The organism is Alkalihalobacterium alkalinitrilicum (assembly GCF_002019605.1).
GTDB lineage: Bacteria > Bacillota > Bacilli > Bacillales > Bacillaceae_F > Alkalihalobacterium > Alkalihalobacterium alkalinitrilicum.
Map to the genome: position 1 here is coordinate 1,404,255 of NZ_KV917368.1, position 13,566 is coordinate 1,417,820.

General features: G+C 35.5%; 14 protein-coding genes. 4 read left to right on the forward strand and 10 right to left on the reverse strand.

What is annotated here, in order from left to right; genetic code table 11:
* Positions 1-325: 325 nt before the first annotated feature.
* Entirely contained in the window at positions 326-598 is a 273-nt protein-coding gene (locus BK574_RS29185) for a CHASE domain-containing protein (protein ID WP_078430790.1), read from the reverse strand.
* Between the two features lie 271 nt (positions 599-869).
* On the opposite strand from BK574_RS29185, the gene BK574_RS06680 reads away from it, so the two are divergent.
* Entirely contained in the window at positions 870-1,055 is a 186-nt protein-coding gene (locus tag BK574_RS06680; protein ID WP_075387624.1) for a hypothetical protein, read from the forward strand.
* Positions 1,056-1,416: 361 nt separating this feature from the next.
* On the opposite strand, the gene BK574_RS06685 is transcribed toward BK574_RS06680, so the two are convergent.
* From BK574_RS06685 to BK574_RS29190, 5 genes are all read right to left on the reverse strand, one after another.
* The gene (locus BK574_RS06685; RefSeq protein ID WP_078428026.1) at positions 1,417-1,620 is read right to left on the reverse strand and encodes a CLC_0170 family protein; all 204 of its coding nucleotides are present in this window, start codon (positions 1,618-1,620) and stop codon (positions 1,417-1,419) included.
* Between the two features lie 12 nt (positions 1,621-1,632).
* A complete protein-coding gene (locus BK574_RS06690) occupies positions 1,633-2,838 on the reverse strand; it encodes a Ger(x)C family spore germination protein (RefSeq protein WP_158211560.1) in 1,206 nt (401 codons plus the stop codon).
* Positions 2,831-3,952, reverse strand: coding sequence for a GerAB/ArcD/ProY family transporter (locus BK574_RS06695; protein WP_078428028.1), 1,122 nt, complete (start codon positions 3,950-3,952; stop codon positions 2,831-2,833). The genes BK574_RS06690 and BK574_RS06695 overlap by 8 nt, the downstream gene beginning before the upstream one ends.
* A gap of 1 nt (position 3,953) precedes the next feature.
* Entirely contained in the window at positions 3,954-5,576 is a 1,623-nt protein-coding gene (locus tag BK574_RS06700; protein WP_078430791.1) for a spore germination protein, read from the reverse strand.
* A gap of 599 nt (positions 5,577-6,175) precedes the next feature.
* Positions 6,176-6,343: an ATP-binding cassette domain-containing protein gene (locus BK574_RS29190; RefSeq protein ID WP_078428029.1), complete on the reverse strand. Its 168-nt coding sequence runs from the start codon at positions 6,341-6,343 to the stop codon at positions 6,176-6,178.
* Positions 6,344-6,698: 355 nt separating this feature from the next.
* Between BK574_RS29190 and BK574_RS06710 the strand changes: the two genes are divergently transcribed.
* On the forward strand, positions 6,699-6,923 hold the full coding sequence (locus tag BK574_RS06710) for a hypothetical protein (RefSeq protein WP_078428030.1): 225 nt from the start codon (positions 6,699-6,701) through the stop codon (positions 6,921-6,923).
* Between the two features lie 411 nt (positions 6,924-7,334).
* Here BK574_RS06710 and BK574_RS06715 read toward each other — a convergent pair whose 3' ends face one another.
* Complete coding sequence (locus BK574_RS06715) at positions 7,335-8,057, reverse strand: HAD family hydrolase (protein ID WP_075387628.1); 723 nt, start codon at positions 8,055-8,057, stop codon at positions 7,335-7,337.
* Positions 8,058-8,256: 199 nt separating this feature from the next.
* Complete coding sequence (locus BK574_RS06720) at positions 8,257-8,769, reverse strand: acyl-CoA thioesterase (protein WP_075387629.1); 513 nt, start codon at positions 8,767-8,769, stop codon at positions 8,257-8,259.
* Between the two features lie 358 nt (positions 8,770-9,127).
* Here BK574_RS06720 and BK574_RS06725 point away from each other — a divergent pair, with 358 nt between their 5' ends.
* Both BK574_RS06725 and ltaE read left to right on the forward strand, forming a co-directional pair.
* Complete coding sequence (locus BK574_RS06725; RefSeq protein WP_218970549.1) at positions 9,128-10,039, forward strand: hypothetical protein; 912 nt, start codon at positions 9,128-9,130, stop codon at positions 10,037-10,039.
* A gap of 101 nt (positions 10,040-10,140) precedes the next feature.
* Positions 10,141-11,169 (forward strand): low-specificity L-threonine aldolase, encoded by a 1,029-nt coding sequence (gene ltaE / locus BK574_RS06730; protein WP_078428032.1) that lies wholly within the window; start codon positions 10,141-10,143, stop codon positions 11,167-11,169.
* A 92-nt stretch (positions 11,170-11,261) separates the two neighbouring features.
* Here the strand turns inward: ltaE and BK574_RS06735 are convergent, their stop codons facing one another.
* Positions 11,262-12,194, reverse strand: coding sequence for a D-2-hydroxyacid dehydrogenase (locus BK574_RS06735; RefSeq protein ID WP_078428033.1), 933 nt, complete (start codon positions 12,192-12,194; stop codon positions 11,262-11,264).
* 30 nt (positions 12,195-12,224) lie between these two features.
* Positions 12,225-13,565: a hypothetical protein gene (locus BK574_RS06740; RefSeq protein WP_078428034.1), complete on the reverse strand. Its 1,341-nt coding sequence runs from the start codon at positions 13,563-13,565 to the stop codon at positions 12,225-12,227.
* Position 13,566 lies beyond the last annotated feature (1 nt).

Consider the following 13,566-nt stretch of genomic DNA (forward strand, 5'->3'; position numbering starts at 1 on the left):
TTCTGTATGGAATGTTTGATTCTCGACAAATCAACTATACCAAACGGATGGGTGTTTTTTTATGCAAATTTTTCGTGTCAATGAAAGTATTTCAATGACGTCAGCAACTACTGTTGGTTGAGCTTAATGAACTTTTATTGGTGCGAAAGTTGAGTAAATAAGAATCAATATTATAAAAGTTGATATCCTTTAATATAGAATTTAGATTTGTTGCTGTAATCATTTCTTCTACAGAAAAAGCAGCGACGACAGCTCCACGCCATTCATCCACGTCTCTCCTCTACTGTCTGAATGCCCTTATCAAACTCATAGGCGGGGGCATACATTATAAACCCTGCCTTATGTTCACCTTAATAGTTATTAATGTCAGTTTATCTGTAACCGTAATTTCACCTGTATCTCGTGCTTGAATTATTGAAGCAAATCGAACGGGCTCGCTAAAATGATTATAGCCAACTCCTGGTATTTTATGTTGTTCAGGATGTACGTATATATTAATAGCGAAATCATCTGTTTCTATTTCTGGCCAAACATCATATTCGTCAATCGTCGTTGTAACGTCTTCTTGTACTGCTAGAGGTCTGAACTCGGATAGTATTTAGCATAAGCAGTAACACGAAGTCCTGGATATTGTTCTAATAGTCTACTATGGTCAACAAAGCGTGTCATATAGAAAATTTATCTAAATTGACATACATATCTAAACAGTAAATGAGAAAGGTCCTAGATTTGATAAAAACTTGGGTATTAAATTCTTACTAACTTCCTCGTACCTTTCTATATTACCACTACAACCCCATCTTTTAGCTTATTTTTGTAACCGTTTACATATTTTAGACATATCATTATTCTGAAAGGAGGGAGAAAGAATGGATCGACTTATCTTATTAATGTTAGCTAGTATTTTAGCAGGTTTCGCCTTATTACGAGTACCTGTGGAAGGGACATTTATAGCGGGTATCGAACCGATTACAAGTACTATTGGTGTATTAGCTATTTTAGTATTTTCTCTATTCCTTTTATATAAAGGATTAATGGCTCTACTAGGTAAGTAGCTAAATATTTTAGATGGTGATATTAAACATAGTGTCAGGTAACTCTACCCACTACGTGTTGTCATAGCCATCTAGCTCAAATACAACATAGACAGCATATCTCATAAAGGGAGAGTAAGTACTTTAAAGTCACCCTCATTTCAAAATTACTTTTAAACATAAAGTGAAACTTCCATCCATGAGGGTTTTCCTCTTTCCCCACTGATGGCCACACGATGTCTCAGACGTTGCCACAGGACATAGCGCATTTAGTCTGTGTTTATTTAGTTGTTACTGGCAGTTTATCCCCACTTATCCTTCTTTAATTCCTCGAAGTCTTGAAGTGGGGATATTACTGCTAGTTGCTAATACGTTATACTGACTACACAAACCAGATATAATAACTCCAATCTACCAAAAAGATAAGCAAACCGAGAGTAATATTCAACCAACCTAAAATTTTAGCTGCCTTCTTCTCCTTTTTTAAATCATCCCGTTTATATATCCGAACATCTACATATAAAACCAACCCGCCTGATATCAAAAATAAAATGACAGCATAATGAGAATATCCAATTTCAAACATTGTTTTCTCCTATTATTTATTTTTCATCCCAATCCTTCTCGTGTCAATCGTTAACTCTACTTCAACAGGAAGATCTTTATACATTTCCTGCCATTTTTCTTTCGTCTTTATTTTTTGTTTCCAATAACGAGGGTGCTTGGCACGGATATATTCACCAAAACCAAAGATATCCGATTGATGTTCTTGTGTTTTTCTAATAAGGTCAATAAAACTTTCTTCTGCTTTTTCTTCGATTTCTTGTTCTATTTTTGATAGCGCCTCTGAATTTATATCAAATTGTTGATTCGTTTTTTCACGCAACTCTCCCTCTATATGAACTTTTATGGTCACCTGAGGGATATCGTTCTTAAAATTAATTTTTATTTTAGATTTACGCTCATCCGATTTAAAAATAATCGTGGCATTTTTGTCAGGTATTGGAACAAGCGCAGAATACCCTCCAGGATTGATTTGCATTATAGCCATGTAATTTCCGATTTGAAATGGTGTTGTTACCCCAACCATACGGTCATCTTTAAAATAAGCAAGTCCAGAAATTTCAATGTTCCCTTTATCCTTAATTGTTATATATGGGAGGTAAGCTTCCTGTCCTAAACTCGAAAGTTTACTCCAAAAAACCCCTAGAAAATCTTCAGGAAATTTCCCCATTTTAACTGCCTCTTCAATTGCTGTCACTAAATATAGTGTAGGAACTCGTTCCATTTCAGGAGCTGCATCCATATGTTTTATTGCTTCTCCTTGAGAAATAACCATCCATGCTGCTCTGCGGACTTCTGTGTTTCGACGTAAAAAATCATTTAAGTCTTTGACCCCTTCTTTCGCCACATCTTCACTAACAATAATGACACGTAAATGACCTAAGAAAATTCGAAGGGAAAGTTGTTGCTGTAAATTTTCCCAAGCATCATTCAGTGTTTGACCAGCAACACTTAACACTAGAACGGTTTCTTTTCCACCTCCTCCTTGTTCTCCACCTGTTCCTAGCGGAAGTCGTCCAGGTATGGCAATTTGAACGGAAAGTCGAATTGGTTGAACGTTTTCGATCTGAAGATCGTTAAGGTGAGTTATTTCTCCTTCTTTTTTTATTTCTTCTACAGTAGCTTTATCAATAGATATCCCTAGCACATTTGCTCTTGACTCAATATCAACATAATCCCAACAAGCTGTAAGAAAGGGGATCAAATAGATAATTAGGAAGAAAGGAAGCCATTTAGCCATTTTGATCCAAATTCCTTCCTGCATTTTCATTTCCTTTTGTTTTACTGATTACGGCTATTATTAGTAATAAACTAGGATATCCTATTGTTAACAAAAGACCTAAGCGTCCGACTAATTCAATAACGTTATACAACTCTAAAATATTCTGAGGTTGCATCGCTATAATAAAAATAAATGGTAACATGATAAATGAAAACAATTTATGATCCCAAAAATGAAAGAGCTCTTTGAGAGCATAGATGGTCAAAAAATAACTTGAAAACAGTGTAGTAAATACCGCGGTTACCCAAACTGCAAGGAAGCCAGCATCTAGACGTTCTAGGACTTGACCTGGTAATGATGTCATTTTGGCTAATTCTAATGTAGGCCAAATTAAATTTTTAATCTCTTGGGCACCAAATACGGAAACATTTGCAATTACAATAATAAAAAAAAGACCACCAGTAATGAGCATACCCCAAATACTTGCTTTAAGCGCTTTCCTTATTTCACGCATTGCTGGGATTATAAATGTTAAAATGAATGACCCTTGAAATAAAGCAGCAACTGTCAGCATCCCTTTTATCAGTCCATTTGGATAATTACCTATAATTGGTTGAAGATAAAGTAAATTTGCGTTTTTTAGTGAAAAAGCAACTATTACTAATGCAGGAGCTAAAATTAACGGAAAATAAAAGTGATGAATATAAGCAAAGGTTGTTATATTGCTCCGTGTTGACAACGAAGCCAGCAAAAGCATAACAATGACTGTAACCTCAAGTGGTGTTTCACGAAGAACCGATGTAACTATCACTTCTCCAAATTCACGTGCCACTAAGGAAGAGAGCGTGGCAAAAAAACAAATTATTATGATATTAAAGAATCGTGACAACCATTTCCCTATAACTTCTTCACTGTATTGAATGATAGATTTACCAGGAAATCGCTTTGCAAGTATAGTAATTAAATATACCCCTAAAAAAGCAATCAAAGACCCTAATAGTGTAACAAGTGGAGCCCCCGTGTCTACTGCTTCAACAGTAATTCGCGGAAGTGCTAAAATGCCGACCCCTATCGTTGTACTAGCTGTTATTATTGCTGTTTGAATGACTGTAATCTTTTTTTGATACTCCATTTCAATCATCCCACCTTTTCGTACCAGCCTGAGGATTAAGTGTATTACTTGGTTCTTGATTTAATTGTTCAACTACATTTTCACCTAGACGTTCTTGATTCTGACTATGGAATTGCCCTGGCCTTTTGGTCATCGACCATAGCGGACTTCGAACGACTGTATCCTTCATTCCTTGAAAATCCCCTGGAACGATAGGGCTCATGTAAGGCACACCGAATGAGTTTAAAGAAAGCATATGATTCATAATTAAAATAAAACCGATCATCACTCCATATAAGCCAAAGATACCCGCAATAATAACCAAGGGGAATCTAAGCATCCGTAGTGCGATAGCTGCATTATAAGCAGGTGTAGCAAATGATCCTATTGTCGTTAAAGCGATCACGACAACAGTAATCGGGCTAACAAAACCAGCTTCGACTGCAGCTTGTCCTATAACTAATACCCCAACAATTGAAAGGGCGCCCCCTACTTGTTGTGGCAAACGGATGGTTGCTTCTCGCAATACTTCCATAGCAACTTCCATTATTAATACTTCGAGGATAGTGGGGAATGGTACTCCAGCTCTTCCACTAGCTACAGCAACGGCAAAGTCAGTCGGAATTAATTCAGGATTATATGCAATAATCGATACGTAAATGGCAGGAAAAAACAAAGCAAAAACTAATGCAATTAGCCGAACGATTCGAACTAAACTACCCATTAAAAACCGTTCAGAATAATCTTCCGTCGTTTGATAAAACTGGTTAAATACAGCAGGTGCAATTAGAGCAAAGGGAGATCCGTCAACGAGAAGGACAACCTTTCCTTCTAACATCGCAGCAACCGCTTTATCGGGGCGCTCAGAATTTTGAATTTGTGGAAAAGGAGAAAGGTGATTGTCTTCGATAAATTGTTCAAGATACCCAGAATCCTGTATACCGTCGATATCAATGGCTGAAAGACGATCTTTCACCTCTTCAACAAGGGCAGGTTCAGCAATTCCTTCAACATAACATAATGCTACCTTACTCTTTGTTATACGCCCTAGCCTCATTGTTGTGATTCGGAAGTCTGTAGTTTGTAGTCGATACCGTAAAAGAGCCAGGTTAGGTTGTAGTTGTTCAATAAATCCTTCCCGAGGTCCCCGGATCACTCGCTCTGTATCTGGATTTTCAATCGAACGTTTTTCAACATTTCGAGTCTCTAAGAGAAACGCTTCCTCCAGCCCGTCAATCAAAACGGTGGTATGTCCTTCCATAAGACTTTGTACTATTCTAGAAATATTACTTTCTAATTTTGATTCAGCAAAATACAAGGTATCATAAAATATAATATTTTTTAATTGCTCAAGAGTAATACTTTGATTACCCAGGTTTTTAGGAGCATTCATAAATAGTTTTAAAATATCTTTATTAATAACCCCTATGTCATTTAAGTTTTCAAAATAAACAACTGCAGCTTTATACTGACCAAATACATGAAATCGTCTAATGAAAAAATCATCGTTCATTCCAAGGACATGTTGGATCGTCTCTAACGATTGTTCTAAGTCTGTTGTTAGCTTTTTATTTGATAGTTTATCTAACATTTGATCTGGCACTTTAGCAGTTTTACCCTTTTGAATTTTATGCTTTTTAATCATAATTCTTCGTTTCCAGACCAAACAAAATGACCCCCTTAATTTATGCTAAATGCTTTATATTTTATATACATTCATCAAACATTTCTAAATTAGTAAAGATAGAATAATTTGCCTATATGTCTAAATTTATCATGTCACTAAAAAATAATAATATTCGCATTGTTATTGAACCCGTAGAAGGAAAGATAATCTAAAATAAATGGTAAGTAGTGAATGTATGGAGGCAAGGAAGAATTATTAGAATTGTAAAATATTTTATTAATAATTTCTAAAGTTGTTTCAAATTCACATTGGAGAGCGACTACAATAAAAACTAGGCTACCCAGCACCAAAGAAACTTGGTGATGGGTAGCCTAGTTCTTTCATTTATATTGTTTCAGTTTAGCTAATAATTCTTTATAACCTTTAACTAACCTTTTACTGAAATTTAACTAAATTTTTGCTCCTCTTAAAAATCGGTAAAAATTTCTCCCTGCAAAAAGTAAATTAATCATCGCTACAAATAATAATACAAGTAATGATGTACACTGTAGTCGTTAAGGTTAAAGCGAAGGATAATACAAAGATTTCCATATATCCTGAAGAACATAGCCGATTCGCTACTTAATTTTGTTCTTTTCTGTCCTGAGAGGTAAACCCAAAACAGAAACTTTCCCTTCAAAATCTGCATGAATACTCGATAATATTTTCATTACTGTAGATTTACCCGCACCATTTGGACCGATTAATCCTAAACATATTCCTTTTCCTATATGTAAAATTAATATTTTGTAACGCTATTCTTTCACCATACACTTTATGTACATTCGCAAATTCAATCATTTCTTACCTCCCAATCTTCTTTACTATAATCTATTTTTTTCCGTGAAGTACCCACCACTTACCACCGACCAGGTAAATAGTTAGACGTTTCCACTCTACATTATGACTATGTTTAGAGATAGAAATTTTTTCAACGTCCTACTAATTTCTCAATTAATAGTTATCTTTACTATTACCCCCTAAAAATCCTAATTCATTTCGAATAGATAGGTAAAAGAAACCTCTTCAAAAAAGCACTTGCTGTTAAATTTAGTTTCATCACACATATAAAATACATAGTAGATGGGAGAAGAATGAATAATGCTCTTAAACATTACATACAGTCCAAGAAATCCACTTGTAACTAAACCAAAGCACATATATAAAGCGTGGGACAAACGTCAACGGCATCAAGAATTTTATAACATTAAGAACTCTTTGTCAGAAGAAAATCAGACTTCCTACATAGCTAATATTGATCTTTATGGTTATGGGTATAAAACAATTGAGGAACAAAAAAGTAATACGTTGGATGTTAGGATATAAAGTTAATACAGTAACAACGGGGATTTTATAAACGGAGTTTCTTGTCAGTTGTAATAATAATGGTGTGACTTTAAAGTGAAACTTCAGTAAATGGGCTTTTCCTTCACCCCAAATGAATGGTAGTTGAGACCTAAACGATGTGGACCACAAAGACGTGCAATATCTTTGTTCTTTTGCTTGTTACTGGCGCTAGCTTCTCACTTCGTCTTTCTTGTTTCCTTAAGACTTAAAGTGGAAGTCTTGGCGCCAGTTAAACAGGTTAAAAAAGGCTAGATATTCGTCTCCTAACCCTTCATTTTCAACTTTTTACCAATTCTATTACCTGCTCCTGAAACTCTTCTTCACTCATTTTTCCTTCTAGCCTCGCTCTAACTATTTGTTCATGTTCTTCCTTAATATCAAACCCTAAGATTACTTAGTAAACAATCCCGTTCGACTTGCTAATCTATGATACAACTCGTCTAATGTTCCACGTTCATCAATCGCATAGCTCTGAGTCCCACGGTCGATAACAAAGCCGTCAACCAAAAACGTTTTCATCCCAATCGTACTTACGACCATATCTTCTTGCACATCATTTCCTACCATAATACACTCTTCTGGTGTTACTTTCAGACGCTGACAAATATCGTTATAATAATGCGTGTGAGGTTTTGTAAATGTACTTTCTTCATAGACCGTCACCATATCAAACGGCATATCGGCCACTCCCGCCCAATTTAAGCGATGGTTAATTGCGACTTTCGGAAACACAGGGTTCGTTGCTATTGCAACTCGATATCCTTGTGAGAAGGCTTCATCGACAACTTTTTTGGCAGTTGAGGTTGGTTGGGTGAAATGTGAAAATGTCGGGAAAATGTTCTCATAAAAATGATCTAACGTCGGCCAAATGTCGTTTTTATTCAGTTTTGTCATGGTTAAAAATGTTTCTTCAAATACTTGTTCATTCGTTTTCTTTGGATCTAAATTTTTAATCATCGCTTCAGTTCCAGCCCAAAGCGATTTCACAAAATGATTAGGTTCCATGATATGAGCTACTCTAGGAGCTAATTCTTTAATGTAATTTTGGATAAACGACTCGGTATCCATAGGAAGTAATGTTCCATCTAAATCAAATAAAATGACCTTTGCCACGATTATCGCCTCTCATATCTTCTTTTATTTATATAAATTCTTATCCAAATTATAACATATTGAACAGTGTATTGACGTAATACAAAAGCAGCATTACGTCATTTATTTCTTATACTATAAAGTGAAACTTCTATCAGTGAGGATTTCCCTCTCCCCCCACTGATGTTTAGTTAAATCATATAGCCCAATTCATTTCCTTCTATTCCCACGGTTTATTGGTCGTGATAAAAGCAGCAAGATCCTTACTTTGTTTTCTTCTTTCAACGCGGATTTTTGCGCGCTCAGGACCTGTTTTGTGCAGTTGTTTTTCTTCTTCTGTTTCAGGAATGATTCCTGGGACGGCAATAGGTCTACCATCTTCACCTAAGCTGACAAACGTAAGAAATGCCGTTGCTGCCATTCTTCTTTGACCTGAATTAAAGTCTTCGGCGATAATTTTCACGAAAATTTCCATGGATGATTTTCCTGTCCACGTTACAAATGACTCTAGAGAGACGGCATCACTTTGATATATGGGATTTAGGAAATCGACTGAATCAGTAGAAGCGGTAACGACCTCTGTACGACTATGTAATCTTGCACTTATAGATGCGACTTCATCCACATTTCGCATTAAAATACCACCAAATAACGTATTGTGATTATTCGTTTCATTGGGTAACACTAAGTGTGTCTTAATTACTCGCGACTCTTTGACGAATTTAGGCGTCATAGCTGAACCCCCTTTTTTACCTATTATTCCGCAGAATGGAGACAACATCAAATATTCCACACTTACTCAAAATTGAAAGTACAAAAGATTTAGAATCCGCTACACCTGAAAAGCCTATGGGTAAAAACATTGCGGATGATCTCTTTTAGGCGACCGCCATTTATGCTAAAGCTATTTATTACTTAGCTAACATGAAAAATGAGTAAAGTTTGTATAAAAATGAATAGTAAAATTAGACGGGGCGGACCATCAAGAAATGGACGTCTCGTATATTTGTCTCTCGAAAAAACTCTTAAAGTATAAAAATTTTAAAATAAATTCATACTAAGGCACATAATACGAATTGAATCAGTTCTTAATGCAATCAATAACGAAACGGTTAGGTGGGTTAATGAAAAATCGAGTGTATTTTCTTGGGTTAAACTTTCTTTCTATACTCTTGCTTTTTTTTACGTACCGAAAAATGAATCAAGCAAACAAGCGTTACTTTTTTCCATTATACTTAGCATTCACAGGTATAAATTATTTCTTTGAATTTATTGTACTTGTCTTAACAAAAGCATATGAATATGATCCAAAAATATTAAAAAAACAATATTTTGATAACGTTTTTGGAGCTACGGTATCCCAACTTTTTGTAGTTCCAACCACAAGTCTACTTATGAATTTGTTAAACTTGAATGCCAAGTGGCCAACCTTACTATCCATATTAATGACTGGTCTTGATAAATTTTTTGTTAAGCAAAAAGTATATAAACATTTTTGGTGGAAAACACCTTTTACAACCGTTGGTATTCAATTGTTTTATGTCCTTGCCAAATTTTGGACAATTCAAATTATAGAAAGAAAAAATAAATGGTTTGAATTAATGACAGTTTACTTTGCTGTTTTTGTAAGTTATGCTACCATGAACTTTTTTCATGTCGCGCTTTTTAAAACTTGTTTTTTTCATATCAACCTCTATCGAAATCCGTACCGCAGCCACGTTGCAACTTCTAGTGTGTACAGCGGAATTTCTGCGTTGATTTTCATGCCTGTCATTCTATATAAAAAGTGGTACGTGACACTTCTTTCAATGTCTTTATTTATTAGCTTAGAAACATTATTTATTAGAAGCAGAATTATTACAATTTCTTCACCACCTGTTTTTTATAGTATTTCTTTTCTCACCAAGTTATTTAGTATTTTGATTGGTAACTATGTATTGCGTTTACTAAAGGGAAACACTAGCTCATCTACTTCAACTGGATCAGAGTCAAGAAGTTTTTAATGTAATTATAAGGTTAACAATGGTAAAATTACTATGAAAGGTCCTACAGTTAATCCGTGGGACCTTCTTTTAAATAAGTTTCATTAATAGGAGAGACAAACATGACGTATATCGATTTACGAAGTGATACAGTTACCAAGCCAACAGAAGAAATGAGACAAGCGATGCTAACTGCCGAAGTTGGCGATGATGTATATGGTGAGGATCCGACGATTAACCGTCTAGAGGCACTAGCTGCAAAGATGCTTGGCAAAGAGGATGCCTTATTTGTAACAAGTGGAACTCAAGGAAATCAAGTCGCAATTTTAACACATTGTCGACCTGGAGATGAATTAATATTAGAAGCAGAAGCGCATATTTTTTTATACGAAGGCGGTGCGGCTTCGGCTTTAGCGGGTGTTCAAACCCGAACTATTTCAGGGATTAAAGGAGAAATGGATCCATTAGCTATAAAAAAAGCCATTCGTGGTGAAGATATTCATTACCCGTATTCTGGGTTAATTTGCTTAGAAAATACCCATAACAAAGCTGGAGGAAAAGTCGTTCCTCTCCAAACAATGAAGGAAATCCATGAGATTGCCAGAGAAAAAGACGTACCTATTCACTTGGATGGGGCTAGATTATTTAATGCGGCTGTCGCGACTGGAGTACCTGTCGCTGATTTCACTCAATATGTGGATACCGTTCAAGTTTGCCTATCAAAAGGATTATCGGCACCCGTCGGATCGATTTTAGCTGGCAATACTGCTTTTATTAAGGAAGCACGTAAATGGAGAAAGCGTCTCGGTGGTGGTTTACGACAAGCTGGTGTACTTGCGGCTCCAGGTATTATCGCATTAGAGAAAATGATCAACCGCTTAAAAGAAGACCATAAAAACGCACAACTCTTAGCTGAATTATTAGCAAATGTTCCACGTTTACATGTTGACGTAGAAGGCGTTGAAACGAATATCCTCCTTTGCAATATTAAGGAAACAGGTTTATCCAACGAGGAATTTCTTACAAAACTAAAAGACGCTAGTATTTTAGCTGGTCCTTTCGATGATGGAATTATTCGATTTGTTACTCATCGGGAAGTAACGAGTGAAATGGTAGAAGCGGCCGTTCAAAAAATAAAACAAATCGTGTAATACGTAAAAGTTCAAAACTGACCTCATCGCCGAAATAAAGGTGATGAGGTCAATTTTCGTTTTTTATGTGTAGGTCCTACTACCGGAACCTCTTAAAATCCTTTATGAATATCTACTTGATTTCGTAATGGTGTATTTCCTTCAATATTCATTAAAGTCTCAATAAAACAATCGACACCTTCTTCAGGAGTTGTTACTGCTGATATGTGCGGTGTAATGAAAACATCAGGATGTTCCCATAATCGGTTATTTTCTGGGAGTGGCTCTTCCTCAAAGACATCAAGTACAGCAAACCTAACATGATGATTATTAAGTGCATCAATTAAAGCTTGTTCATCCAATGAAGCTCCTCTTCCTACATTAATAAACCCGACCTTCGCTACTTTTTCAAAAAGATAACGATTAAATAGCTTTTCTGTTTTTTCGGTTAACGGTAGTGTATTAATGATATAGTCGATTTCACTTAATCGAAAGAAATGACCTTCTATAGGAAATACCTCTTTAAAATATTGTTTTTGCTGACCACTTAATGAAACACCATAAACGGTTACTCCTAGAGTAGAAAGAATTTGAGCTGTTTTTTGTCCTATTTCTCCTGTCCCATAAATCAAGACTTTTTGTTCATTTATAAGTCGTGGTGTTATCGGATTCCACCTTTTCTCTACATTTAGCTGTTTGAATTCGTCATGACACTGTAAATCTTTTAAAATATAACTCAAACAATATTCGCCAATTCGTTGACCAAATGAACAAATCGTCCTTGTTAATAACACGTTTTCATCCCATTTTTTCTTATATAAAAAGCGATCAACTCCTGCTCCAAGGGAGTGTACCCATTTAACTTGACTATAATCATAATTGTTTTTTGTATTGAATGTCACAACTGCATCAGCCCATTTAAAATCATCGTTCGTCACTTTTTCTTCAGGTAAAAAGCGAAAATGCTTATTTAGTTGTTTTTTCGTTATGATGGATTCGATTTCGTGATACATCGGACTTACAACGGCTATATTTTTAATGTTCATATTCCACCTCTGTTACCTAATCTATACATTCTACTTCATTTGCAGTTTATTTAAATGGTCGATTATTTGTTTGTATTGTTTATCAGTCACATCGTTTTTCCCACCGTAATAAGTAGCCTGATAGTCTTGATTTAATTTCATTAATAGATCCTTTATACGATAGTCTTCTTTAGTCCCCAACTCGTTTTCTTTTTCTGAAATACGATCAATAATTTTCATCATAAATTCTTGAGACGTCTCTGTTTTTAATTTATGAATTCCATTCTTTTTAGCCCACTTCCTCACTTGATAATAATACCAATATACCGAGTGGTAGTAAAAGTAAGGAAACCGCTCACGCCATTTCATTTTGAGGTGTAGTAAAAAGGCTTTAAGTTTTTTTACTATATTTTCTAGCCAAGAGTCTTTATAAATGACCATTTTGTTCGCTTTCGCTGCTGTTGGTAAGCGCTTATTTTTTAATACTCTCGCAAGCAACCAAATGGCAACCGCCACAAAGATTACCACTATGATTGCGATTAACCACGGTGGAGGTAAAGAAAATACGACTTCTTCTGCTTCTTCAGGTGTAATCGGTGTTTCATCAGGTGCAATCTCGGGTAGTGTTCCCCCGATGTCCTCGTAAGGAATTAAGCTAATCAACCAATGAAAGAACGTCCAAACTAAAGAAACCAGCCACTTAACTCCTTCCCACACATTCATGACAACCGTATACAGTGTCCGATAAACAGGGGACAGTAGTAAAACAAGCGATAGGAGAGGAATAAAAATTAACAATGCCGTGACAACACCTATAAAACAACTCGAGTGTCCTACCTTCCGAATTACTGTACTTGAGTTCCCTTCATCCACTTCATGATTTTGTAAGGTAAGGATCATCCCCATTAAACTAATGATGATCGCTCCAATGAATAAATAATGGATCGTTTCATTTCCCCACTCATTATAAGAAAAAACCATTGCATAAAAAACATAAAGTACTATATTTCCTTCAAAGTGACGTAACATTTCAAACCGAGTCGATTGGCGGTAAATATAGGCACCACTACGAAGATAAATTAAAATAATTGCAATGCTAACCGCTAGACCAAATCCCCAGGAATCTGTGGGTACAACACTTGTCCAATTTTGCCAAACGATGAAACTAAGAGTTATTAAATTCAGTCCAAACAAAAGAATAAGATGACTTCTTCCTGCTAATATCCAATTTAGGATATATGCTGTTAATCCAGCCACAACCCACCACGTAATATTAAAAGAAACTGATGTATTCCATTCAAGGTTAGTAAACAGAACAATGGTATAATAAATCCAAAGTCCTTCAGTAAACAACACAATAAACGATTTATATGTTTGTTTAATCTGTTCCATA

Coding starts and splice junctions, on each gene's coding strand:
- BK574_RS06695 (WP_078428028.1), bottom strand. CDS start 3,952: ATGGAGTATCAAAAAAAGATTACAGTCATTCAAACAGCAATAATAACA.
- BK574_RS06680 (WP_075387624.1), top strand. CDS start 870: ATGGATCGACTTATCTTATTAATGTTAGCTAGTATTTTAGCAGGTTTC.
- ltaE (WP_078428032.1), top strand. CDS start 10,141: ATGACGTATATCGATTTACGAAGTGATACAGTTACCAAGCCAACAGAA.
- BK574_RS06725 (WP_218970549.1), top strand. CDS start 9,128: ATGCAATCAATAACGAAACGGTTAGGTGGGTTAATGAAAAATCGAGTG.
- BK574_RS06685 (WP_078428026.1), bottom strand. CDS start 1,620: ATGTTTGAAATTGGATATTCTCATTATGCTGTCATTTTATTTTTGATA.
- BK574_RS06735 (WP_078428033.1), bottom strand. CDS start 12,194: ATGAACATTAAAAATATAGCCGTTGTAAGTCCGATGTATCACGAAATC.
- BK574_RS06740 (WP_078428034.1), bottom strand. CDS start 13,565: ATGGAACAGATTAAACAAACATATAAATCGTTTATTGTGTTGTTTACT.
- BK574_RS06690 (WP_158211560.1), bottom strand. CDS start 2,838: ATGGCTAAATGGCTTCCTTTCTTCCTAATTATCTATTTGATCCCCTTT.
- BK574_RS06710 (WP_078428030.1), top strand. CDS start 6,699: ATGCTCTTAAACATTACATACAGTCCAAGAAATCCACTTGTAACTAAA.
- BK574_RS06700 (WP_078430791.1), bottom strand. CDS start 5,576: ATGATTAAAAAGCATAAAATTCAAAAGGGTAAAACTGCTAAAGTGCCA.
- BK574_RS06720 (WP_075387629.1), bottom strand. CDS start 8,769: ATGACGCCTAAATTCGTCAAAGAGTCGCGAGTAATTAAGACACACTTA.